Here is a 22,887-nt window from a genome sequence, read left to right on the forward strand (position 1 = left end):
CATTGATTGTAGCTTTAGACTAGGAAGCTGCTCAAATGCCAGACTTTTTTATTTTTATTTTATAGTTGAGCAAGGTACGTTGCAGTTATGAGTGGGGTAGTTCTATTTTACTAAATTGCTCAAGAAGGGTATAAATTTGCTCAAGATCACGTGAAAATTGCTCAAGATCCCAAAAAAATTGAGTGAAGCACTCCCAAAAACGCTCAACCTCCTCCAAAAATGCTCGATCACCACTAAAAAGAGGGATTCTGGAACCAGAAACAGAACTAATGATGTGTAAGTCCAAGAAAAATGACATCAATTGAGGAGGCTGACATGAAAGATTGTCCATTTTGTAATCCAGGAAAAGATCCTGAACAACAAATTGTCTTTGAGAATGAGCATTGTTACTTTTTACTTCATCCAAAACATCAGGACGTTTTACTAGGAGCAGGTGTCATCGTTCCGAAAGCCCATCAGAAAGACGCATTTGCACTCACCAAAGAAGAATGGGAGGCTACGAACGATCTACTTCAGAAAGCGAAACGATACATAGACGAAAAGTACCGACCAGACGGGTATACGTTAGGATGGAACGTCGGTGAAGTTTCCAATCAATTCATCTTCCATGCCCATTTCCATATCATTCCTCGCTATGCGGATGAACCACACGCTGGTAAAGGATTGCGATATTGGCTGAAACAGCCTGAAAACAAACGTGCCATAGAGAGTAGGTGAATCATGCGTACAAAAGAAAAACTGGACTATTACAAGGAATTATCTGAGATGCCTTTTTCGGGTTGGGACTTTTCTTTCCTTTCCGAAACTGGGAGGGTCAGTTCAGAACCCCTGCCATGGAGCTATGGAAGTACAGTTTTACCTTTCATAAGAAAAGCTGAATGTATGCTGGATATGGGGACCGGTGGAGGAGAGCTGCTATCCAAGTTACAGCCACTGCCTGAAATGACCTATGCGACAGAAGGGTATCCACCTAATTTTCCGATTGCAAAAGGGCGCTTGAATCCGATTGGTGTAGAAGTGTTTGAAGTGGGAGAAGACGATCAGCTCCCATTTAACGACCAACAGTTCGACTTGATCATCAACAAACATGAATCGTATTCAGTAGAAGAGGTTTTTCGTGTCTTGAAACCAGGAGGCACTTTCATCACCCAGCAGGTCGGTGGCAATGACAATAACAAGTTGAACGACCTATTAGGCGAGAATCTGGATTTCGGTTTTGGCTATTGGTCCCTGGACTACGCAAGGGAGGAGCTCCAAAAGGCGGGTTTTACGATTGAAACAGCAGAGGAGGCGCACCCCTATTCCCGTTTTTACGATATAGGGGCAATCCTTTATTATTTGAAAGCATCCCCGTGGCAGGTTCCGAACTTCACAATCGAGTCTCATTTGAAGAAGCTGGCTGACATTGAAATAACAATTGAAAACGAAAACTATATCGAAACGCTTGAACACCGCTTCATCATCATAAGTAAAAAAGATGACCGAGTATGATACCGGTCATCTTGTCTATCAATTTTTTACTACATGCTGTGAAAATCCGATTGATTCCAGTGCTTTTTGAAGATTACTGAATGTAGAGATATCTTTGAAGTCGATACCTAATGATACGACCGTCTGCGTCAATTCCGCGCGCATACCCGTGATGATCGAATCGACACCTAGTAGTTTAAGAGCATTGACGACACGGAACATGTTGTTTGCTACCATTGTGTCAATGATGACAATACCTGACAGGTCGATGATCAAGTGGCGCAATTTCAACCGGCTGCTTTCTTCCAACGCTTTTTCGAGAATATATTGAGAGCGATCTTCATCAAGCTCTCCAATAATCGGTAACACCGCAATACCATCTGAAATTGGAACGATCGGCATCTGAAGTTCCTGGACTTTCGCATGTGCTTTAGAAAGTGTTTCGTAATGGTTATCAAGATGGGCGAGACTGAAGCAGTAGATACAACGATCAATCAACGGATCGATGATAGCGCATGCATCAAGTACATCATCAATGGTTAAAACGTCGGTACCATTTGCTTGCTTCTTGATTGTATTTAGGATCGCTTTTCGGAAAAAGCGTAATCCATCAAGAGATTCTTCTAAAGGTATTCCTTCATTTACCCCTAACTGTCCAGCTTTTTTACCCCATTCTGTTATGAGGTTGAAATAAACGTTTTCGTCACTGAATAATGACTCCCCCAAATATGTAATGAAGGTTGCAGCAAACTCCTGTGATTCTTCTTGCGTCATAGAGACCAATCTTCTGGACATCATTTTTTCTACAAGTTCTGGTTCCTCTTCCATCCGTAGTGCAGTAGATTCTTTCAATATATCTAACCGGTTTTCAATTATTTTTTCACCTATCAAATTCAAATTTCCGCTCATATAACGTATCCCCCATTAATTGTAAAAAATCTACATTGTCCCCTTATTATACATTAAAACCTATATTAAAAATACAATTATGAGACATCCTGTTGGAATCATAGAATGAAAGAACTGGATCTGAAGGGTGGAGGGACTGATGAAGGATATAGATTGGCAGTTGATTGCATTCGTTACAGTATCTCTTTTGCACGACCATTGGGTATACTCAAGGCTCCCGAAGCTCTATTATTATGATGTATTCCATTCCAAACAGAGAGAAGGGGAAAAGGAGGAATGAAGGATTCCCATATCGATATGTAGAAAGACGTATGGACCAGTATTTTGAAAAAAGGAGATTTGGATATGAGATTTTCAGATTATAAGTATGTAAGACCCGATATGAAAAGGTTTGAAAAAGATTTCTTTTCGTTATTGGAAAAATTCGAACAAGCTGGAAGCTTCCAAGAACAGTCGAAGCAGCTGGATAACATCGTGGAAATGCGAAATGAATTCGAGTCGATGATGAATATTTGCCATGTCCGCCATACGATCGACACGAACGATGAGTTTTACAAAGAGGAGCATGATTTCTTTGATGACAATTCACCAGTTTATGAAGGATACATATCAAAATTCTATAAAAAGCTTGTGGACTCCAAATTCCGCATTCAGTTAGAAGACGAATGGGGACCTCAGCTGTTCAAGATTGCAGAGTTGACCCTGAAAACCTTCTCAGATGAAATCGTAGACGATTTGAAAAAAGAAAACAAATTGGCATCTGAGTATTCGAAGTTGATCGCATCAGCAAAAATCGAGTTTGAAGGTGAAGAGCGGACGCTGGCGCAAATGAGTCCGTTTGTCCAATCGAAGGACAGGGAGATGCGGAAACGTGCCAGTAAAGCCCGATATGGATTTTTTGTGGAAAATGAAGATAAAATAGATGATCTTTATGACCAACTCGTAAAAGTCAGAACAGAAATCGCGAAGAAACTCGGATATGAAAACTTCGTGGAGCTAGGGTATGATCGACTGACCCGTACAGATTACACGGGAAAAGAAGTGAGTGTATTCCGAAATCAGGTGAAAGATCATATTGTTCCAATCACACAGAAATTATTTGAACGGCAAAAGATGCGTATCGGTCTTGATCGTCTCGCATACTATGACCTTCCGTTCAGTTTCAAATCAGGTAATCCGACACCGAAAGGGAATCCTGAGTGGATCATCGAGAACGGCAAAAAGATGTATGCCGAGCTGTCACCTGAAACGGATGAATTCTTTACTTTCATGAACGACAATGAATTGATGGATCTCGTAAGCAAACGGGGAAAACGTTCTGGGGGATACTGCACGTATATCAGCCAATATAAAGCTCCATTCATCTTTTCCAATTTCGTTGGGACTTCTCATGACATCGATGTATTGACCCATGAAGCAGGACACGCCTTCCAGGTCTATTCGAGCCGCCATCTATCCGTTCCTGAATATAGCTTTCCAACCTATGAAGCTGCAGAGATCCATTCGATGAGCATGGAGTTTTTCACTTGGCCATGGATGGAGCTGTTTTTTGAAGAGGATACGGAAAAATACAAGTTCAGTCATTTGAGCGGGGCATTGACGTTCATTCCATACGGGGTAGCTGTTGATGAATTCCAGCACTACGTATATGAACATCCTGAAGCAACGCCTGAGGAACGTAAATCGGCCTGGAGGGAAATTGAACGGAACTATCTGCCTCACCGAGATTATGCCGAGAATGAATTTTTGGAGCGGGGCGGCTTTTGGCATCAACAAGGACATATTTTCCGAACGCCGTTTTATTATATCGATTATACCCTCGCTCAGATTTGTGCGTTGCAATTTTGGAGAAAAGCGAATGAAGATAAAGAGCAGGCATGGGCGGAGTACCTTCATCTATGCAAACAAGGTGGAAGCAGATCATTCACAGAACTCGTTGAAATGGCTAACCTTCAAGCACCGTTCGAAAGCACTTGTGTAGAATCTGTTGTGGCTGACATCGAGCAGTGGCTTGATTCTGTCGATGACCAAGCACTATAATAATGTAGGATTGCATTGATTCAGAACGGTTACCCTAATGAACAGTGACGACACCAATGAATGAGATTTTTTAGGAGGAATGATTCAATGAGTATTCATATCGGGGCCAAAGAAGGCGAAATTGCAGAAACGATTCTGCTGCCAGGAGATCCGCTCAGAGCGAAGTACATTGCAGAAACTTTCTTGGAAGACGTAACGTGTTATAACGAAGTTCGTGGAATGCTGGGCTTCACGGGAACTTATAAAGGAAAACGCATTTCTGTACAGGGTACAGGAATGGGCGTACCTTCGATTTCAATCTATGCGCATGAGTTGATTGAAAACTACGGCGTGAAAAATCTGATCCGGGTTGGGACGTGCGGCGCGTATCAAAAGGATGTGAAAGTCCGTGACGTGATCATTGCGATGTCTGCATCTACAGATTCTTCATCCAATCAGCAACGTTTCGGAATCGATTTTGCTCCGACTGCGAACTTTGATCTCCTTCATCGCGCATATGGAAACGCAGTGGAACGAGGGCTGGAAGTTAAAGTCGGTAATGTATTCACAAGTGACACTTTCTACAACGACACGTTGGATCTTGCGAAAAAATTAGCAGATTATCAAGTTCTTGCTGTAGAAATGGAGACATCTGCACTCTACACTTTGGCAAACAAATTCGGTGTCAATGCCCTGTCTATCCTAACAGTAAGCGATCACGTCTTTACAGGAGCGACCACATCTTCTGAAGAACGCCAAAAAACGTTCAATGAAATGATTGAGGTGGCTTTAGACACTGCAGTAGAAAATCAATAAGATAATTTGGAATGCATCCGTGAGAGCGGGTGCTTTTTTTGCGTTTTGACGTTTTCGTATAGGTGTGGAGTAGGAACTTTTTACTAATTCAGGAAAATGGACCAAAATTCCAGAAATCAGTATGAAAAACCCGTATCTTTTTTTGATAAAAGAAAGAGGAAACATCAGATGGATATCGAATAAAATAAAGTGAGTAATCACTCATATTTAATCTAGAGAGGTGAAAATCATGAACGAGTCAACAGTGATTGAACTGAAGGGCTTGACGAAAGCGTTCGGGAAAACAGTTGTCATAAAGGATACGTCATTACGTGTGGAAAGTGGAGAGATTTTTGGAATGTTAGGGCCATCCGGGGCAGGGAAGACGACCCTTGTTAAAATGATTGCGGGTATCGAAAAACCAACAAGTGGAGCGTTTTCCTTGTTCAACGAAAAAATGCCTTCCCATAAGCTGATCCGACAGATCGGCTATATGGCACAGACCGATGGGCTCTATCATGACCTCACCGGGAATGAAAATCTCAAGTTCTTTTCAGCGATGTATGGTTTGAAAGGTAAGAAACAAAAGGAGCGGATTATAGAAGTTCTTGAGCTGGTGGATCTTACAGAACATAAGAAGAAGCTTGTCCGAAATTATTCAGGCGGAATGAAACGCAGACTTTCATTGGCAGTCGCTTTGCTTCATGAACCGAAATTGATCGTCTTGGATGAACCGACCGTCGGCATCGATCCAGTCCTCAGGCAATCGATTTGGAATGAGTTTTATAAGCTGAAGGAAAAGGGGATGACGATCCTAGTGACCACACATGTAATGGATGAAGCCGAAAAGTGTGACCGCCTGGCGATGATGCGGGATGGTTCCATCATTGCAGCCGGAAAACCAGATACGTTAAAAGAGGAAACGGAATCTGAATCAATCGAGGAAGCTTTCTTACATTACGGAGGTGGAAAACATGAGGGTTAGAGCGCTCACGGTCCGGATCATCAAGCAGTTTGTACATGATAAAAGAACGCTGGCGATGATGCTGGTTGCACCTTTACTGATTTTGACGATCATTTCACTTGTGTTCAATGGTGAGGAAGTTGTCCCTGCGATCGGGGTTGAACACGTTCCGGAACCGATTAAAAATCTGATGGAAAAGCAGGATATTACGATTGAAGAAATGAATGAAAGGGATGCAGAACAAAAATTCGAAGATGGCAGTCTCGATGCTTGGATTACAATAGAGAATCAACAACCCAGGATCATCCTTGAAGGAAGCGACCCAGGCAAGAACCAAATGGCACTGTCGGTCATGCAGCGTTCCATGCAGCCACAAAATCATGTGATGGAACCAGAAGTTGAATACTACTATGGTTCTGAGGATATGACGAGCTTTGATAATTTCGGACCGGTTCTGATCGGGTTCTTTGCATTCTTTTTCGTTTTTTTGCTATCAGGAGTATCATTTTTACGAGAACGTACGGGTGGAACATTGGAACGATTGATGGCAAGTCCAGTGAAAAAAACAGAGGTGGTCATCGGCTATCTGTTAGGATTCGGATTCTTTACACTTATCCAATCGACGCTGATCGTTTTCTATTCCATCTATGTCCTTGATCTGCTCATGATCGGTGACTTCATTTGGGTGTTAGCTGTCACGTTGCTATGTGCTTTCACGGCTTTGTCACTCGGAACGCTGCTGTCAGCCTTCGCGCAAAATGAATTACAGATGATCCAATTCATTCCGATTGTGATTGTGCCGCAGGTTTTCTTTTCGGGTCTGTTCGATCTAGAAGCGATTTCGGATTGGGTGAGCTGGATCGGTCCAATCACTCCGCTTTATTATGCGGCAGATGCGTTACGGGATGTTATGATTAGAGGGCTGGGATTCGAAGAGATTGCAACGGATCTAGCTGTCTTACTTGGCTTTTCGTTATTCTTTTCAATTGCGAATATCTTCGCTTTACGGAAATACCGAAGCTTTTAAAATTGAATGGATGAAATAAACGAAACAACACTGACTATCTTTCAAAGGAGTAACGTGTATGGATGTGAACAATTGGGTGGATGATTTTTTTAACCTGATGGATGAAGAAAAGATGACAGAGAAACAGAAGAAGATTTTGCTGGCATCGATTGAGGTGTTTGCTGAAAAAGGCTATGCTGCCTCTTCTACGTCAGAGATCGCAAAAAAGGCTGGTGTTGCTGAAGGGACGATCTTTCGTCATTATAAAACGAAAAAGGATCTGCTCATGTCAATCGTAGCCCCGGTGATGGCCAAATTGATAGCGCCTTTGCTTATAAAAGACTTTCAAAAGGTCTTTAAACAGAACTTCCAATCCTACGAGGAATTTGTTAGGGCTTTATTACTGAATCGGTTGACGTTCATCAAGGAGCATTTATCAGTTGTGAAGATCTTGCTGCAGGAAATCCCATTTCATCCTGAATTGAGGCAGCATTTCAGTGAAACAGTCATGGAACAAGTGGTATCGAGAATTGAATCTGTCATTATTCCTTTTCAAGAAAAAGGGGAGATCATCGATTTACCGCCAAAGTCGATCATCCGTTTTACTGCTTCCTCAATCATCGGTCTTTTGTTCGGCAAGTTCATCCTATTTCCAGAAAGTGAATGGGATGAGGTACAGGCGATCGAAGAGACAATCCAAATGATTTTACACGGTGTGGAGAAAAAGTGAGAATAAGACATACTGATAAGAGGTATGTAAAGTGGTAGAGGTGAAAGAAATGAATAAAAAGGTCATCGTCTTGTACATTCTTTCTGTACTTTCTTATCTATTAATGGTGGGTATGAATGCTTATGCCAACATCCTGCCTTTAAACGGTCAGACGACGGAGGAGATCTCTGACCGTTTCGATGTCTTATTCACGCCTGCAGGGTATGTGTTTTCCATCTGGTCAGTCATATATATTTTATTGGCAATTTGGCTCGTCTATCTGCTGTTTCCAAAAAGTGTAAACCACAATGTTTTTCAGAAAACAGGATTATGGTTTATCATCAGTTCGTTGTTGAATACGAGCTGGATCTTACTCTGGCATTATGAATACTTCAATTGGACATTTGCTGTCATGGTAGGGCTGCTGGTATCACTGATCATCCTTTACTCGCTGATTAAGCGATCCTCCGGACGGCGCTTGATGGATTGGTTACCTTTCTCGGTATACCTAGGATGGGTATCTGTCGCCACGATATCCAATGCAAGTATCGTTCTGGATTATAATAACTGGAGCAGGTGGGGATTATCTGATGCAACATGGTCAGTCACCATGCTAGTTGTTGGTGCATTGATTGCATTGATCTTTTCCCTCAAGAATGAGGACATTGTCTATCCGCTTGTTTTTGTATGGGCTTATTTTGGAATTGCGGTCGAGCAGTTTGATGTTCCACTTGTTAAAAATACAACCCTGGCTTTGGGGATCCTGTTGATAAGTTTCGTTTTATTCCACCTTATCATTCGATACAAACGTTAATAGTCAGAAGATTCCAAATTATAGATTGACTCGTTTTCTCTTGTGCGTGTAATATGGAAGATAAGAAACAAAAGGGACGGAGGAACGAGTATGACCATCATTCATACAGAAAAGCGTCCGAGAATTACACCTTATGATGAAAACGATTTTGATTTTACTGATGTGCTAGCCAGCTATCGTATCGATCTCAGGAATCCTCGAAATGAGAGGACAGACCGATTTTTCAATGCGAACGTCGTTAAAGATTGGTCGAAGTTGACATGGAAAGAGATCGGAAAACCCTATGAAGTAAAGAAAATGTCTGTTGATCGTACGGATTGGGAAAAAGAACACAAGCAGACGATGCCGGTAAAAACGTCGTGGGAATATTTCAACCGGTCATTTCATGAATGGTTTGTGAAGGATGTTCCGAAAAAACGAAACGAAGCAAAAGAAAACCTGAAAAATCATCTGAAACAGTTTAAACTCCATGAAGTAAAACATGGAATCGGAGATCTAGTACGCTTATCTCTTTGGAATTATGCCCATCGGATCGAGGACGGTATTTGGGATCCGAGAGGGAAAAGAGCTCTATTCGAAGGACTTGATGTCGAAAAACCGAACATTCTATTTCTCGGTGCAGCTGAAGGATACGAAGCGATGCAGCTGCAAGCGATGTATCCAGGCGGTCAAGTGGTCATGGTTGATTATGATGACTATTGCAAGACGAATCGGTTTGCTGAATTCCCTGATACATACCCTTTCTTAGGAGAAAACCCTGAGACCGGAAGCCCACGGGTATGGTATAAACACCAAATGGACATCGAATATGTGGTTGAGGATATCCGGAACCTCAAATATGGAAAGGAATTCGATATCGTCATCAGTGTTGGATTATTAGAGCACGTACCCGATGCCTATAAAGAAGAAATTCTTGATTTCCATCGCCGTTTTTTGAAACCTGGGGGATATGTGATCATGACAACCCCTCGTAACCAATGGAAGTCCAGAATGTATTATCACGTCATGTCCGATGTGATGAACCATACATATCGGGAATTGATGGACATCCGGCAAATGGGATTATACCTTTATCAGTCAGGCTTTGATATATTGCGGCATGGCTACATGAAAGTCCATAATGGAATCGTTGCAAAACCACGATAGAGTGTTTTTTTCTGGATGATCCTCTAGTTGATGATTCCATGACTTGTGATCTCTACATTGACTTTTGCGTCCATTTTTATTTCAGGATATTCTTTTTTCCAATCCAGTTTTCTCCATACTTCAGGGTGGAAAGCCATCAATTCACGGCCGATACCAAATGGATCGCTATTGGCTTCCTTCAATTTGTCTAAAACTTCATTAGCATCTTTCGTGATACCTTCAGACAACTTTTTGTTCAATTGTTCGACTTTTTTGTGGGACGTCAATTTGTCGAGTGGGTATTCAACTAAATCAACTGACATATTTACAAGGAAGGAGGCTGTTATTGAACCATCTGATAATGGTGTGACAGTCATTTTCGATTTGCTTTCACTCACATGGAGGCTTGCATAGTTTTCAATTTCCTGTTCTTCGTTTTCATGCACTTTTTGAATAATTCTCGTGATTTTTCGTGTTTTATTATGGAGGATTAGTAACAGCTTAGATTCATCATCATCAAGTGACCCAGTCATCTTGTCATCATCAAATAGAGCGACTCCTTTAAGGCTTACATTCTCAGTGTCTTCATTTAATTGTATAAAAGGTATATATGGATCTTTTCCTTCATCAAAGAATACAGGACATACAGTTTGGACATCAATTTTCGGGACGACTGTATGTTCTTCTCCACTGATGATCAATTCTTCAATGAATTCACCAATCAATGTATTTTCTTTTTGACGCAAGTCTAGAATTCTTCCTGCTTCTCCTTCCGTAATCGCCAGTTTAGAGTTTAATGGGCTTTCTGGATCACGATAAAAAATATCCAAGTAAGGATAAAGACCTTGTTTTGCAATTTCATCACTATACAAGAAAACCCTATTTTTAGAAGGGTTGAATGTATTGGCAATTTTATGGTCTATATTCATTCGTGTTTGCCTTAAATTAACACCTGTGGCCTTTACGAGTTCATTCCGGGGTGTACCACCGCCACTTTCACCAGCGGCTATGAATCCTCTCATGACGGATGTAGCTTTTATTTTATCATCCTCTGTAAGATCAAAAGCGGTAGCGTAGACAAGGCGTGAATCTTTTATCATCCGTTGATCCCAGCAGCCAGTAAGGAGAAGTAACATCAGAATGATACAAAGTAAATATTTCTTCATTATCGTGCTCTCCTATTCCTCAATTTAGACTGTACCATAGAAAGAAGCAATAAAATTACAGGTACCACCACTATAAAAAAATAACTCGAATACTCCACTATTTTACTGAATGATGCAATCTGAAAATCTGTTTGGGGAATAAGTGATCCAACAAAAGCAATCGGAAAAATGATATATAGCATTTTACTGTGGTTTTTCTTTTTTAGGATGTGCTGCATCCCCTTTGCTGCAAATAGGACATAACTGATGAAAGAAGTCCCCACAACAACAATCCATATAGCGATGAACAGTAAGTCAATTCGTTCTACAATTTGGAAAGTGATTGCTTTTAACATATACAAAATAGGTTCCGGTACTAATTTGATTTCTCTTGGTGAAAAGACCACAAAGCTTATAAAGACGAGATATAAGTACAGGATTGTTGTAAAACCACTTGCAATACAAACGGATTTAAGTATTTGCCGGTCATTCGCCTGTACATAAGGGAATAATAAGAGCAGCATTTCAAAACCAAGCATTGAAATCAATACCGCATGTGCTCCCTTCAATATACTCATTATTCCAGAGGCGCCAACCGGAAGTAAGTAACGATATTCCATGACATTAGGGAAGGCCATGATCGTAAAAAAAATCAAAAAGGGAACTAGAACCATGACAAACATATAAAATCTAGCGATGATTCTTACGCGGTCCTTCACTAGAAACCAACAGGTAGAAATCATTATTATCAATAGGACCCAACGAGGTGTTGAATTCAGTACCCAATGTTGAAGGATGTATAGATATAAGATCAGAATGAGTGTACATACGGCGATACCATATACCACATACGCAAAGCCGATTAGCTTACCTATAGTTTTGCCAGCTACCAATTCGGCGATTCCGAAAATGGTTTTATCCGGAAAACGTCTTCCTAACCCCCATAACATTAGGATGAGGACTTGGATGATCACACCTGCTATGATGACAGAAATCCAACCATCACTACCAGCTGCTTGATTGACAGAATACGGCAAGCTTAACAAACCTACCCCGACTTGCGTCTGTATGATCATGTAAGTCAACTGAAATCTTGTAATCGTTTCTGATTTATTCTTCATCCTTTTTCCATCTCCTAGATTCCCATACCTGACGATAATGCTGTGGACGAGCATCATATGGCCTGGTATTCAGTACCCATCTTGGCAACCGTATGACTGTATCCTTAATATCTTTAAGGTGAAATGGAGCAAATGGAGCAAAGTATGGATGCCCAAATGGTTCCATTCGGCATAAATGAATCAGTAAGACCATCATCCCGAATACAATCCCGACGACCCCGAATAAAGAGGCTAATATCATAAGTGGGAAACCTAGCAACCGTAACGTTGTCGTCATTTCATTAGAAGGTACTACAAACGAGGCTATTCCGGTAATGGCAACGACAATCAACATGACGTTCGAGATCAAGTTGGCTTGAACGACAGCAGTTCCGATGACTAATCCACCAACGATACCGATTGTTTGGGAAATTGGACTTGGAAGTCTAACTGCTGCTTCACGAAGTAATTCCAATGTCAATTGCATGATGAAAGCCTCAATCAATGGAGGAAAAGGGATAAACTCCAAGGATTCTTTTACAGAAAAAATCAGTTCAATCGGGATGACTTCCATATTGAATGAGACAAGTGCGATATATAGTGCCGGAAGTCCAATTGCAATTATGAAACTGGCGAGGCGAAGTGCTCTTAAAAATGTTCCGACAATCCATCTGCTGTTGTAATCGTCTGGAGATTGGTAGAAACTGAAAAATGTTACAGGCATGATCAGGGCAGTTGGACTCCCTTCCATCAATAAAGCTACCCTTCCCTCCATGATGTTACCGGTAGCCCTGTCTGGACGTTCAGTATTAAGGGATTGGGGGAATGGTGACCATGGATATTCTTCAATGAACTCTTCAATATAACCAGGTGTTTGGATTGAATCGGTATTGATTTGTTTTAGTCTCCCTTTAATTCTTTCTACAAGATCGGGATCTGCCATATCTTTCAGATACATCATGGCTAACTTGGTATTGGTTACTTTTCCTATAGTAATATATTCCACAATCAAATTTGGATTTTCAATACGCTTTCTCATGAGATAGATATTAATCTCTAAACTTTCAATAAAACCTTCGTGCGCTCCACGGATGACATATTCATTAGTCGGTTCCCTGATATTTCGAAACTTAGTCAAAAATACATTGACGAGGTAAATCTTTGGTTCTTTGTCCGAAAGAATGACACATTGCCCTTTAATAAGGCCCCTTTCAGCATCTGTCAGATCATCTGTTTCTTCTATATGGGCAGTCGTCACGATATCAGGGATAGAACCTTCATGTGCTTCTAACATTGGTTTGACAATCAGTTCATTGATCATATTTTTGTCTACTAATGACGAAATGAAAAGGAGCGTATACTTCTGATTGTTGAAAGTGATCGTTCGTGAACCAAAATCATCTGTTTTGAAGAATGCATTTTTCAAGTATTCTATATTCTGGTCTTTATCCTCGAACATGATTTTTGTTGTTCCATTCAAATTTGTTTCATAGGATTTCATTTCTTGGTTGCTACTGTTCTTACCAATATACTTCCGATTCCGTTTCCTTCTCACGATGATCACTCCATCTGTGTAGATAAGCTAATTATTAACCTTCCCAATTCAGACATAAATATCCAGATGCTATAAACAAAATGGTTGCATTATCATACTATAGGGGGGTATAGTAAATACAAAGAAGTTTTCAATCAGTATTCAAATACAACAATTAATAAAAAATTCAAATGAAAGAGGTGGCACGATGATGGATCATGATTCCCCGATCATTCCAAGAACAGAAGATGAACGGAACCGGATTTTAAATCGACTGAAGCGGATTGAAGGCCAGGTTCGTGGTTTGCACAAGATGGTAGAAGACGATCGTTATTGTATGGATATCCTCGTACAGATTTCTGCTATCAATTCCGCTCTGAAGCAGGTTGGTTTTTCGTTAATGGAGCGACATGCGAATACCTGTGTCAAGCATTCGATCGAATCGGGTAATGGCGATGAATATATGGAGGAATTGATGAAAGTCGTAAGGCAGTTTTCGAAGTCATAACAAAAAGAAGGTGTACACATGAGTGAAGCACTTGAAAGACAAAAACCTATGAAGGACGAAAAGATACCGATCACGGGTATGACATGTGCTGCGTGTTCAAGCCGTATCGAGAAAGTTCTGAATAAGATGGACGGTGTAGAGGCTTCCGTCAACCTGACCACTGAAGAAGCTACAGTCAAATACGATCAGGATGCTGTGCAAACGACAGATATCATTGAGCGTATTCAAAAGCTTGGTTATGATGTACCGACAGAAGGACTTGACCTAGACATCTATGGTATGACATGCGCTGCTTGTTCAAACCGTATCGAAAAAGTGGTCGGTAAAATGGATGGGGTAAAAAGCATCCATGTCAATTTGACGACAGAAACAGGAAAAGTTGAATTCCAACCTGGTCTCGTTACCCAACAAGATATCGTTGAGAAAATCGAAAATCTGGGCTACAGTGCTGAAGTTAAACAAGACAGAGAAGCGAAAGAGGAGAAAAAAGACAAGGAACTGAAGAAAAAGCAACGAATGTTAATACTTTCGATTCTTCTTTCAGCACCATTATTGTATACGATGGCGGGGCATCTACCGATTGATATAGGAATTCCTGTCCCTCATATCTTGATGAACCCCTGGCTGCAATTTGCATTAGCAACACCGGTCCAGTTTTATATCGGCGGTCCGTTTTATGTCGGAGCATACCGGGCACTCAAAAACAAAAGCGCGAATATGGATGTGCTTGTTGCATTGGGAACCTCCGCCGCTTACTTTTATAGTTTGCTTGAGGCTTTGCGTTCGGCTTATTTGCCAGGATATGAACCTCAATTGTATTTTGAAACAAGTGCCATCCTGATCACGTTGATTCTAGTAGGGAAATATTTCGAATTCCTTGCGAAAGGACGTACGACTCTCGCAATCAAATCATTGCTGAATCTTCAGGCGAAAGACGCTACGATCATTGAAAACGGCGTTGAAAGGAAAGTTGCAGTTGATCAGGTCCGGGTAGGTGACCATTTACTTGTAAAGCCTGGAGAAAAGATTCCAGTAGATGGTGAAATCGTCAAAGGACATTCTTCGATTGATGAATCAATGATTACAGGAGAGTCGATCCCTGTTGAAAAAAACAGCGGGGATAAAGTGATTGGATCGACCATCAATAAAAATGGCACCTTGACAATAAAAGCTACGAAAGTCGGAAAAGATACAGCACTTGCCGGCATCATCAAGGTCGTTGAGGAAGCCCAGGGATCCAAGGCTCCGATTCAGCGGATGGCTGATGTCATCTCTGGAATATTCGTGCCGATCGTCGTTGCGATCAGTGTCATTGTATTTTTCATCTGGTTTGTTTTCGCAGCACCAGGAGAAGTGACAACTGCCCTGGAGGCAGCAATTGCAGTACTTGTCATCGCGTGTCCTTGTGCGCTTGGTCTCGCAACCCCGACTTCCATTATGGTTGGAACGGGAAAAGGGGCGGAACAGGGGATTTTGTTTAAAGGTGGAGAGTTTTTAGAAGGGACTCATCGGATCGATACGGTTTTGTTTGACAAGACAGGTACGATTACAAAAGGGAAACCTGAAGTGACAGACTGGATCCCATTGAAAGAGGACGATGATTTGTTAAGCCTGATTGTTTCAGCTGAAAAAGGCTCAGAGCATCCTCTTGCAGGTGCGATTGTTGCTTATGGTGAAGAACAACAGGTTGACATGCTTGAAGCAGATAACTTTGAGGCTGTGCCCGGCCATGGAATCATAGCTGATCTTTCAAATCGGAAGGTGCTGGTGGGAACCCGGAAGTTGATGGAACAACATCTCATCCCGACCTCTGAGCATGAAAACAGAATCAAACAATTGGAGCATGAGGGGAAGACGGTCATGCTGATGGCGATCAATAATGAGCTAGTTTCTCTGGTTGCTGTCGCTGATACAATCAAAGAAACATCTGAAACAGCTATCGAACAATTGAAAAGCATGGGTATAGACGTCTATATGATAACCGGTGATAATGAACGCACTGCCAAAGCGATTGCAGATCAAATCGGAATTGAAGGAGTCTTTGCTGAAGTGCTGCCGGAAGATAAGTCGGAAAAAGTACGTGAATTGCAATCACAGGGTAAAAAGGTGATGATGGTGGGCGATGGAATCAACGATGCGCCTGCCCTTGCACTAGCCGACATCGGAGTGGCAATCGGAACAGGTACGGATGTTGCAATTGAAACAGCGGATATCACCCTTGTCGGAGGGGATTTGAAACTTCTTACGAAAGCGATTGTCTTAAGTAAAAAGACGATGAGGAATATCCGTCAAAACTTGTTCTGGGCACTGTTTTATAATTCAGCAGGCATTCCCGTTGCAGCCCTCGGTCTGTTGGCACCATGGGTTGCAGGAGCTGCGATGGCCTTCAGTTCAGTTTCAGTCGTAAGTAACTCCCTTCGATTGAAGAGAGTGAAACTATAAACACCACTATTATAGGAGGTAATAACATGGAAAAGACACTTGATGTAAAAGGGATGACATGCAATCATTGTAAACAGGCTGTAACGAATGCGTTGCAAGAGTTGGAGGGAGTAACGCGTGTTGAAGTTGATCTTGATAAAGGGAAAGCACACGTTGATTACGCAGAAGGCAAGGTTACAGAAGAACAAATGAAAGAAGCAATTGAAGATCAAGGATATGATGTAAAATAGAGATGAGGAAACCGTCCAGCAGGGCGGTTTCTTTTCTTGTGGTGGGGCGTTAACGGTGCAAACTCAGAATATATCGGTGCAAAGTACGGGGATATCGGTTCAAACTCAAAATATATCAATGAAAGTCCCAATCTGAGCATCTACCAATACTGACTGGAGCCATAAACATGGATAACCTCAATTGAATAGATTGGGTTAAAGGACGGTGAGTCGTATGTCGGATTCAGAGTGGGATTATTATGGCGGTTATTCAGGCTGGGGGAAATGGGTGCCGCGATTGCCGATCACAACCAATTCCAATGATGTCACCCAATTGAAGTACTCAGCAAAAAGTTTTCTACTTCCCGCCAAGGAACTTCAGGGGTTTCTTGAAACAGTGGCAGAAAGGAAAGGATTTGCTGAACAACTGAAAAAAGCAGCAGAGCTGAGTCAGAATAAGAAAGTCCACGACTTGATCAAGTCCACTGGAGTCGTAACCGAATTCTCCACAAAGTTAAACCCAGAGGGTATCCAAATCACTTTTCAACCGGATCACATTGATGCGTGTTTTAACATTAAGCTCTCTTTGTGCTGGTAAAATGCAACTTTAGACCTCGACAACCAAAATAAATTGGGAAAATCCATGATGAAATACACGGTTTTTCGGCATGAAATTCATCATACTTTCCCAATACAAGGGTGCTCTATGCTGTGGTAGGATAAAAGTACCTTAAAAATAATTGGAAAAGGATGTGGGAATATGTCTAGAATGATTGTAACCGTAAAAAGAGGGAAGAAGTGGGCAAATATTTTAGACGGGAATTACCGATCCTCTAGTACGCACCTTACACAGCAGGACGCAATTGAAGTTGCTAAACACCGTGCGCAGCAAAAAGGGTACGAACATGTCATTTACCGAAAAGATGGCACCATTCGTGAAATCAACAAGTACTTACCTCTTACCATCCAGCAATAATGGGAACAAGATTATCGTTACGAATACAAAGAAGAAAGGAATGATCGAAGGGAAACCACCTTCTAACGATCACTCCTTTTTTTGTTGCAAGCGAAATTTGCGACACTCCAGCGGGAAAATCGAGCCAGGCGAGACCAAGCAGCTATTTTTATAGTTAACGGACACCAGAGCCGTTATTTTAGACAAAATCACTGTTTCTGGATTCTAACGGACACCAGAGCCGTTATTTGTGAACAAAGTAGCTGATTTTCCATGATATTTGCGAAATAAGGTCCCTGGTGTCCGTTAAGTTTGTAAATTTCCATTAAATTGACCAAATAAGGTCTCCTGTGTCCGTTACCGGGTTTGCCCCCTTGAATTGCCAAGGATCATTAGAGCGTCCGTTTGTCGTTTGCCCCGTAGAAAGGGATGATTTTAACAAAAGGCTGTTTTCGCAAACTTTGTTGCTCTTGCACTTAAAGAAAGTATAAAATGCTTTCTTCAGTATAAGGGCAACTAAGGCTCGACCTACAAAAGGCTTGGTCTCGCCAAGTTTTCTTTAAAAGTCGTTGATTTACGCTCCAGGATGCTCGCTTTCCGCGGGGCGTGCGGGGAGCCCACTCGTTGCCTTGCGACCTCAGGAGTCTCCTTATCAAGGAAGCATTTGTGCTCCTGCGTCTACAAGAAAGTCCTGTCGAAGCGAGCTTCCTCGTCGCATGCCTTGCGAGGAGATTATTCAGGTAGTAGGCACGCTGATCCCGCAGGACAAGGAAAGCTTCGGCAGCGTTACATCGCACGAAGAAAATGCGATTTTCATTTTCGAGGAGTCTCGCACCTTGCTCTCCAATCAACTTGCACAAGGTGAGTTTTTTAAAATGACTCAAAAGCAACAATCTTTTAGAAAAGAGCCAAACAAAAAAACTAGAAAATACAACTGAGCCTACAACAATGGGAAGAGCACAAACAACAGCAAATCGAATACAAGATGGGATCCCAAAGGCACCCAGATGTTTTTCGTCTTTTCATAAAGGATTGCCCATGAAAATCCTGCAAACAGCGCCGCTAATACAAGCAAGATACTCCCAGATGCTAGGTGCGCCCCTCCGTACAACAGAACAGATAGAATTACCCGAAACCTTACAGTCCCGTGCAATCGATTTTGTACATATCCTCTCCAAAACCATTCTTCGGCTGGTATGATGATCACAAATACGAGGAGGGTGTGCCACCATGTTTCAGGTGAAATCACCCTGTACAAATTTTCCAGTTGTATGAATAAGGAAGGGATGAAGATTGTCACCAGCAACTTTCCGACCGCAAAAAAGCCATAGATGAAAATTCCGCTTCCAACAGCAACCATCGCATATTTTTTATTGAGGTTCTTCCAGCTGGCTTTTCCTTTTATAAGCGAAAAAATCAATAAACCAGCTTGGACGAGAGGAAAGAACACCCAAAACGATTCACTTGCTTGGAAGGCTGCTCCAAGTCCTACCGATGCTAACAAGACGCTAAGGAATACGGATGTGTTTTTAGACATTAATTTTTCACACCTTTTTCAGCCAACGGGTGTGATCTCTTCTTTCTCTTCAGAAATATATATATTCCGAAAAGAATGATGGCTCCGCCTGAGATTTGCTCGATTCGAACGGATTCAGACAAAATGAAATACGCAAGGATCGAAGCACCGATCGGTTCGCCTAAGATCGACATTGAAACGACGTTCGTGCTGACATACTTCAAAGCCCAGTTGAAAATGGTATGACCAAGGAGTGTCGGGAAAATTGCCAGGAGTAAGAAATACACCCAATTTTCCGTGCTGTACGGTCCGAGCGTGTAACCTAGTGACAGATCATAGATGAATAGAGTGCCAGTCGCCATACCGTAAACTAGAAACGTATAGGTCATCAGATGAAGCCGTTTCCGTACAGTCTGCCCGAATAAATAATAGACTGTGACAGCGGCCGCACCTAATAAAGCAAGAAGATCCCCGAACAGAGCCAATCCACTGATCCTGAAATCCCCCCAGCTGATCAGAATGCTGCCGCCGATCGCTAAGGCACCACCGATAAATGCTTTCAAGGAAAGCTTCTCTTTGAAAAAGATGTAGGTTCCCACAAAAGCGAAAATCGGCTGAAGGGCCACAAGCACAACAGAGCTTGCGACGGATGTGTAATTCAATGACTCGAACCATAAGATAAAATGGAAAGCGAGAAAGATCCCTGAGAATAAGCAGAAAAGCATATCTTTCTTATGTATTTTCTTGAAATCATCCCTGAAATAGAGAAGGATGAAAGGCAGCATCAGTAACGTTGTGAATAGCAAGCGATAGGTCGCGATCACAGGTGCAGGTGCTGTTGATAGCTTGACTAGAATCGCAGACGTAGAGACGGATAACACACCAATACCTATGGCGATATAAGGATTTATGATCGGTTCTTGTTTCAATGGATGACCCCCGTACCAATTCTTCTCACTTGTAGTTTATCACTCTCTTTTTCTTAGAGAAATACACAATTTGAATGAATTACAAAATACACCTAAAGAGAAGTCGAGATTTGTCGATATAAAGCGTAAAGAAGTTATAAGGTCAATGTTGGGGGCATTCGTTTATGACTCTGTCACAAGTTCGGATAGGTGTTGGAGCAATCTTGCTCATCTTGTTTTCTCTATTCCTTTTTCTTGGAGACTCAACACCATATTTTACAGCAATCATCATAGCTATTTTCGGAATACTGCTTCTTTCAAGCATGTGGATCTTATTCCGAGGAGCAGCCCGGAGGAATCAACTCACTAAAGTTTTAATCAATTGTGTAAGTGCAAGTCTCGTATTCTATGGTGCATCAGAATTCATAAAGGTTTTCAATGGAAATGGCCAACTGGATCCAATTTCAGATGCGTTTTGGATCTTACATATATTACTTCTCTCATATGGATTGGTTTTTGTATTGACCAAAGTACGATCCAATTTCCAAATGAGCTATTTGTTATTTGATCTTCACATAACGATAACTGTATTAGGAGCCATTTCATTTGTGACATATGAAAAATTTGCTGGAAATGGTGTGCCTATGCATACGGTCTTTTACCCGTTAGGCGTTCTTTACGTAGTATTCATCCTGGCCACATTATTTTTGATTGTTGACAAGCCTATCAATCAAAGGATTCTGAATGGACTTTTTTCTGGATTGTTGATCTGCCTGGCAGCGGATACCCTCATGCTTTTTGATCTACTGGACGGTTCTCTAGTGCGTGAGAAATACCTATTGCTAGATGGATTAGGTATCTTTATGATCGCATCTGCTTTTCATCGAAAAAAAAGCCCTCTCCTCAATCAATATCAGGACCGGTTCACTTTATCCTATGCCCACTGGGAACTGATTCGGCCGATCATCCAATACGCGGGTGTCTTCATTCTTTTGTATGAATTTCTATTTGTCTATCGTGCGAATGACATATTGTTTGGAAGTCTGATTGCCACTTTCATTCTCGTGATTTGTCGGGACATCATCAGTATCATCCAAAACCAATCACTTGTGAAACATCTTAAATTGTTCAATCAGCATCTTGAGAAGAAGATCGGTGAACGTACACAAGAACTGACGGATTCACATAAGGATCTGGAAGATGCTTTCAAACAGATCGATTATATTGCACGCCATGATACATTCAGCCGACTGCCGAACAGACGTTATCTTGAACAAATGATTGAGTGGAAGATCCTCGAATCTAGTCAATCCCGTACGATGGTTTCATTGATATTCCTGGACGTGGATCGTTTGAAGCATGTTAATGATACACTCGGCCATTCGATCGGGGATCAGCTATTGTTGCACGTCATTGAACGGATCAAAAGTTGTCTGCCGACTGAGGCATTCATGGCACGACATGGCGGTGATGAGTTCGCGATTCTAATAGATACTCTCTATTACGAAGATGAAATCAAAGAGCTGACGGCTGCAATCATGAAAACCATCGAAGCGCCATTTCATATTAGAGGAAAGGAATTGTCGATCACGGTAAGTATGGGGGTGTCGATCTATCCTGAACATGGAGAATCGGTAGAGGAATTGATGAAGCATGCAGATCTAGCAATGTATAAAGCAAAAGAAGACAGAAAGAGTAAAGTTGTCTTTTATTCCCCTGAAATGGACCAGGAGCTTGTAGGTAAAATGAAGCTTTTGACAGACCTTCACGCTGCCATCAAACGCAATGAATTCCTGGTGTATTATCAGCCGCAATTTGATATCCACACAGGTGCTTTCTCAGGGGTCGAAGCACTTGTGCGCTGGGAGCATACGAAACATGGTGTGATTTCTCCAGGAGAATTCATTCCGCTGGCTGAGGAGTTTGACTTGATCGTACAGATTGATGACCTTGTGATGAAGACAGCGATCCACCAGTTCAACGAATGGGAAAAGGAAGGGATTGCCCCGCCGCGGCTTAGTGTGAATTTATCTCCACAGCAATTTGCGCAAGGAAATCTTTGTTCGAAAATTTCCGTGCTTTTGGAGACAGCGGTTTTTCCAGCTGATAAATTAGTGATTGAGATTACAGAAAGTGTTGCGATGAATAACGAGGAATGTTTAACTGCTCAATTGCACGAAATTGCAGCAATGGGAATCCAGATTTCGATTGATGATTTCGGAACCGGGTATTCATCATTAAGTTATGTGAAAAATTATCCGCTGAATCAATTGAAGATTGCAAGGCCATTCATCATAGAGGTGCCTGGAAACTTTAATGATACAGCGATGCTGAAAGCAATCATTGATTTATCTCATCACTTCAACCTTTCTGTTGTAGTTGAAGGCGTTGAAACAATCGAGCAATTGAATTTCCTGAAATCCATCCATTGTGAAGAAGTACAAGGATTTTATTTTTCAAAACCGCTGACAACAAAAGATCTGGAACACAGTTATCTACTTCCATTCAAACAAAGTGTATAAAAGGGAAAGGACTGACTGACCTGCGTCAGTCTTTTCTTGTTATTCCTACTTGTTAAACCATGTTGGGAATGTCTAAATACCGAAATCGTCGCCGACTTCACATAAAGTAGGGCTGTTTTCGCAAACTTTGTTGCTCTTGCACTTAAAGAAAGTATAAAATACTTTCTTCAGTATAAGGGCAACTAAGGCTCGACCTACAAAAGGCTTGGTCTCGCCAAGTTTTCTTTAAAAGTCGTT

The 22,887-nt window shown here is 41.6% G+C and carries 24 protein-coding genes; 17 read left to right on the top strand and 7 right to left on the bottom strand.

The window, feature by feature from the left end; translation table 11 throughout:
• Positions 1-85: 85 nt before the first annotated feature.
• Complete coding sequence (locus ACTWQL_RS16200) at positions 86-298, bottom strand: hypothetical protein (protein WP_443143461.1); 213 nt, start codon at positions 296-298, stop codon at positions 86-88.
• A 17-nt stretch (positions 299-315) separates the two neighbouring features.
• Between ACTWQL_RS16200 and ACTWQL_RS16205 the strand changes: the two genes are divergently transcribed.
• Complete coding sequence (locus ACTWQL_RS16205) at positions 316-717, top strand: HIT family protein (protein ID WP_443143462.1); 402 nt, start codon at positions 316-318, stop codon at positions 715-717.
• A gap of 3 nt (positions 718-720) precedes the next feature.
• The gene (locus ACTWQL_RS16210; protein ID WP_443143463.1) at positions 721-1,491 is read left to right on the top strand and encodes a class I SAM-dependent methyltransferase; all 771 of its coding nucleotides are present in this window, start codon (positions 721-723) and stop codon (positions 1,489-1,491) included.
• A gap of 18 nt (positions 1,492-1,509) precedes the next feature.
• On the opposite strand, the gene ACTWQL_RS16215 is transcribed toward ACTWQL_RS16210, so the two are convergent.
• On the bottom strand, positions 1,510-2,379 hold the full coding sequence (locus tag ACTWQL_RS16215) for an STAS domain-containing protein (RefSeq protein WP_443143464.1): 870 nt from the start codon (positions 2,377-2,379) through the stop codon (positions 1,510-1,512).
• Positions 2,380-2,518: 139 nt separating this feature from the next.
• Between ACTWQL_RS16215 and ACTWQL_RS16220 the strand changes: the two genes are divergently transcribed.
• From ACTWQL_RS16220 to ACTWQL_RS16255, 8 genes are all read left to right on the top strand, one after another.
• Positions 2,519-2,659, top strand: coding sequence for a hypothetical protein (locus tag ACTWQL_RS16220; RefSeq protein ID WP_443143465.1), 141 nt, complete (start codon positions 2,519-2,521; stop codon positions 2,657-2,659).
• A 65-nt stretch (positions 2,660-2,724) separates the two neighbouring features.
• The gene (locus ACTWQL_RS16225; RefSeq protein ID WP_443143466.1) at positions 2,725-4,419 is read left to right on the top strand and encodes a M3 family oligoendopeptidase; all 1,695 of its coding nucleotides are present in this window, start codon (positions 2,725-2,727) and stop codon (positions 4,417-4,419) included.
• Positions 4,420-4,506: 87 nt separating this feature from the next.
• On the top strand, positions 4,507-5,214 hold the full coding sequence (gene deoD / locus ACTWQL_RS16230; RefSeq protein WP_443143467.1) for a purine-nucleoside phosphorylase: 708 nt from the start codon (positions 4,507-4,509) through the stop codon (positions 5,212-5,214).
• A gap of 229 nt (positions 5,215-5,443) precedes the next feature.
• Complete coding sequence (locus tag ACTWQL_RS16235) at positions 5,444-6,178, top strand: ABC transporter ATP-binding protein (RefSeq protein ID WP_443143468.1); 735 nt, start codon at positions 5,444-5,446, stop codon at positions 6,176-6,178.
• Positions 6,168-7,184 (top strand): ABC transporter permease, encoded by a 1,017-nt coding sequence (locus tag ACTWQL_RS16240; RefSeq protein ID WP_443143469.1) that lies wholly within the window; start codon positions 6,168-6,170, stop codon positions 7,182-7,184. Before ACTWQL_RS16235 ends, ACTWQL_RS16240 begins: the two co-directional genes overlap by 11 nt.
• A 58-nt stretch (positions 7,185-7,242) precedes the next feature.
• Complete coding sequence (locus ACTWQL_RS16245) at positions 7,243-7,893, top strand: TetR/AcrR family transcriptional regulator (protein ID WP_443143470.1); 651 nt, start codon at positions 7,243-7,245, stop codon at positions 7,891-7,893.
• Positions 7,894-7,942: 49 nt separating this feature from the next.
• Positions 7,943-8,686, top strand: coding sequence for a TspO/MBR family protein (locus tag ACTWQL_RS16250; RefSeq protein ID WP_443143471.1), 744 nt, complete (start codon positions 7,943-7,945; stop codon positions 8,684-8,686).
• A 90-nt stretch (positions 8,687-8,776) separates the two neighbouring features.
• A complete protein-coding gene (locus ACTWQL_RS16255) occupies positions 8,777-9,832 on the top strand; it encodes a class I SAM-dependent methyltransferase (RefSeq protein ID WP_443143472.1) in 1,056 nt (351 codons plus the stop codon).
• Positions 9,833-9,855: 23 nt separating this feature from the next.
• On the opposite strand, the gene ACTWQL_RS16260 is transcribed toward ACTWQL_RS16255, so the two are convergent.
• Genes ACTWQL_RS16260 through ACTWQL_RS16270 form a run of 3 tightly spaced genes read right to left on the bottom strand, consistent with a single transcriptional unit; the run spans position 9,856 to position 13,611 of the window.
• The gene (locus tag ACTWQL_RS16260; protein WP_443143473.1) at positions 9,856-10,977 is read right to left on the bottom strand and encodes a Ger(x)C family spore germination protein; all 1,122 of its coding nucleotides are present in this window, start codon (positions 10,975-10,977) and stop codon (positions 9,856-9,858) included.
• Positions 10,977-12,077: a GerAB/ArcD/ProY family transporter gene (locus ACTWQL_RS16265; protein WP_443143474.1), complete on the bottom strand. Its 1,101-nt coding sequence runs from the start codon at positions 12,075-12,077 to the stop codon at positions 10,977-10,979. Before ACTWQL_RS16265 ends, ACTWQL_RS16260 begins: the two co-directional genes overlap by 1 nt.
• Positions 12,067-13,611, bottom strand: a complete 1,545-nt coding sequence (locus ACTWQL_RS16270) for a spore germination protein (protein ID WP_443143475.1) — start codon at positions 13,609-13,611, stop codon at positions 12,067-12,069. The genes ACTWQL_RS16265 and ACTWQL_RS16270 overlap by 11 nt, the downstream gene beginning before the upstream one ends.
• A 190-nt stretch (positions 13,612-13,801) precedes the next feature.
• Between ACTWQL_RS16270 and ACTWQL_RS16275 the strand changes: the two genes are divergently transcribed.
• The 6 genes from ACTWQL_RS16275 to ACTWQL_RS16300 all read left to right on the top strand — a co-directional run bounded on the left by ACTWQL_RS16275 (position 13,802) and on the right by ACTWQL_RS16300 (position 18,642).
• Entirely contained in the window at positions 13,802-14,098 is a 297-nt protein-coding gene (locus tag ACTWQL_RS16275; RefSeq protein WP_443143491.1) for a metal-sensing transcriptional repressor, read from the top strand.
• A gap of 18 nt (positions 14,099-14,116) precedes the next feature.
• Positions 14,117-16,540 carry a heavy metal translocating P-type ATPase gene (locus ACTWQL_RS16280; protein ID WP_443143476.1) on the top strand — a complete coding sequence of 808 codons (2,424 nt, stop codon included), beginning with the start codon at positions 14,117-14,119 and terminating at the stop codon, positions 16,538-16,540.
• A 26-nt stretch (positions 16,541-16,566) separates the two neighbouring features.
• The gene (copZ, locus tag ACTWQL_RS16285) at positions 16,567-16,770 is read left to right on the top strand and encodes a copper chaperone CopZ (protein WP_443143477.1); all 204 of its coding nucleotides are present in this window, start codon (positions 16,567-16,569) and stop codon (positions 16,768-16,770) included.
• Between the two features lie 214 nt (positions 16,771-16,984).
• Positions 16,985-17,347 (top strand): hypothetical protein, encoded by a 363-nt coding sequence (locus ACTWQL_RS16290; protein WP_443143478.1) that lies wholly within the window; start codon positions 16,985-16,987, stop codon positions 17,345-17,347.
• 162 nt (positions 17,348-17,509) lie between these two features.
• Positions 17,510-17,725 (top strand): DUF2188 domain-containing protein, encoded by a 216-nt coding sequence (locus tag ACTWQL_RS16295; protein WP_221563614.1) that lies wholly within the window; start codon positions 17,510-17,512, stop codon positions 17,723-17,725.
• A 695-nt stretch (positions 17,726-18,420) separates the two neighbouring features.
• Entirely contained in the window at positions 18,421-18,642 is a 222-nt protein-coding gene (locus tag ACTWQL_RS16300; RefSeq protein ID WP_443143479.1) for a hypothetical protein, read from the top strand.
• Between the two features lie 2 nt (positions 18,643-18,644).
• Here ACTWQL_RS16300 and ACTWQL_RS16305 read toward each other — a convergent pair whose 3' ends face one another.
• Positions 18,645-19,241: a lysostaphin resistance A-like protein gene (locus ACTWQL_RS16305; protein ID WP_443143480.1), complete on the bottom strand. Its 597-nt coding sequence runs from the start codon at positions 19,239-19,241 to the stop codon at positions 18,645-18,647.
• The gene (locus ACTWQL_RS16310) at positions 19,241-20,149 is read right to left on the bottom strand and encodes a DMT family transporter (RefSeq protein ID WP_443143481.1); all 909 of its coding nucleotides are present in this window, start codon (positions 20,147-20,149) and stop codon (positions 19,241-19,243) included. The genes ACTWQL_RS16305 and ACTWQL_RS16310 overlap by 1 nt, the downstream gene beginning before the upstream one ends.
• Positions 20,150-20,313: 164 nt before the next feature.
• Between ACTWQL_RS16310 and ACTWQL_RS16315 the strand changes: the two genes are divergently transcribed.
• A complete protein-coding gene (locus ACTWQL_RS16315; RefSeq protein ID WP_443143482.1) occupies positions 20,314-22,650 on the top strand; it encodes a putative bifunctional diguanylate cyclase/phosphodiesterase in 2,337 nt (778 codons plus the stop codon).
• The last annotated feature ends 237 nt before the right edge of the window (positions 22,651-22,887 follow it).

Origin of the sequence: Pseudalkalibacillus sp. R45, from assembly GCF_052246725.1 — a bacterium.
GTDB lineage: Bacteria > Bacillota > Bacilli > Bacillales > Fictibacillaceae > Pseudalkalibacillus.

Coding starts and splice junctions, on each gene's coding strand:
- ACTWQL_RS16305 (WP_443143480.1), bottom strand. CDS start 19,241: ATGTCTAAAAACACATCCGTATTCCTTAGCGTCTTGTTAGCATCGGTA.
- ACTWQL_RS16220 (WP_443143465.1), top strand. CDS start 2,519: ATGAAGGATATAGATTGGCAGTTGATTGCATTCGTTACAGTATCTCTT.
- ACTWQL_RS16280 (WP_443143476.1), top strand. CDS start 14,117: ATGAGTGAAGCACTTGAAAGACAAAAACCTATGAAGGACGAAAAGATA.
- ACTWQL_RS16225 (WP_443143466.1), top strand. CDS start 2,725: ATGAGATTTTCAGATTATAAGTATGTAAGACCCGATATGAAAAGGTTT.
- ACTWQL_RS16265 (WP_443143474.1), bottom strand. CDS start 12,077: ATGAAGAATAAATCAGAAACGATTACAAGATTTCAGTTGACTTACATG.
- ACTWQL_RS16215 (WP_443143464.1), bottom strand. CDS start 2,379: ATGAGCGGAAATTTGAATTTGATAGGTGAAAAAATAATTGAAAACCGG.
- deoD (WP_443143467.1), top strand. CDS start 4,507: ATGAGTATTCATATCGGGGCCAAAGAAGGCGAAATTGCAGAAACGATT.
- ACTWQL_RS16245 (WP_443143470.1), top strand. CDS start 7,243: ATGGATGTGAACAATTGGGTGGATGATTTTTTTAACCTGATGGATGAA.
- copZ (WP_443143477.1), top strand. CDS start 16,567: ATGGAAAAGACACTTGATGTAAAAGGGATGACATGCAATCATTGTAAA.
- ACTWQL_RS16235 (WP_443143468.1), top strand. CDS start 5,444: ATGAACGAGTCAACAGTGATTGAACTGAAGGGCTTGACGAAAGCGTTC.
- ACTWQL_RS16210 (WP_443143463.1), top strand. CDS start 721: ATGCGTACAAAAGAAAAACTGGACTATTACAAGGAATTATCTGAGATG.
- ACTWQL_RS16240 (WP_443143469.1), top strand. CDS start 6,168: ATGAGGGTTAGAGCGCTCACGGTCCGGATCATCAAGCAGTTTGTACAT.
- ACTWQL_RS16205 (WP_443143462.1), top strand. CDS start 316: ATGAAAGATTGTCCATTTTGTAATCCAGGAAAAGATCCTGAACAACAA.
- ACTWQL_RS16255 (WP_443143472.1), top strand. CDS start 8,777: ATGACCATCATTCATACAGAAAAGCGTCCGAGAATTACACCTTATGAT.
- ACTWQL_RS16315 (WP_443143482.1), top strand. CDS start 20,314: ATGACTCTGTCACAAGTTCGGATAGGTGTTGGAGCAATCTTGCTCATC.
- ACTWQL_RS16275 (WP_443143491.1), top strand. CDS start 13,802: ATGGATCATGATTCCCCGATCATTCCAAGAACAGAAGATGAACGGAAC.
- ACTWQL_RS16300 (WP_443143479.1), top strand. CDS start 18,421: ATGCCTTGCGAGGAGATTATTCAGGTAGTAGGCACGCTGATCCCGCAG.
- ACTWQL_RS16295 (WP_221563614.1), top strand. CDS start 17,510: ATGTCTAGAATGATTGTAACCGTAAAAAGAGGGAAGAAGTGGGCAAAT.
- ACTWQL_RS16260 (WP_443143473.1), bottom strand. CDS start 10,977: ATGAAGAAATATTTACTTTGTATCATTCTGATGTTACTTCTCCTTACT.
- ACTWQL_RS16290 (WP_443143478.1), top strand. CDS start 16,985: ATGTCGGATTCAGAGTGGGATTATTATGGCGGTTATTCAGGCTGGGGG.
- ACTWQL_RS16250 (WP_443143471.1), top strand. CDS start 7,943: ATGAATAAAAAGGTCATCGTCTTGTACATTCTTTCTGTACTTTCTTAT.
- ACTWQL_RS16200 (WP_443143461.1), bottom strand. CDS start 298: ATGTCATTTTTCTTGGACTTACACATCATTAGTTCTGTTTCTGGTTCC.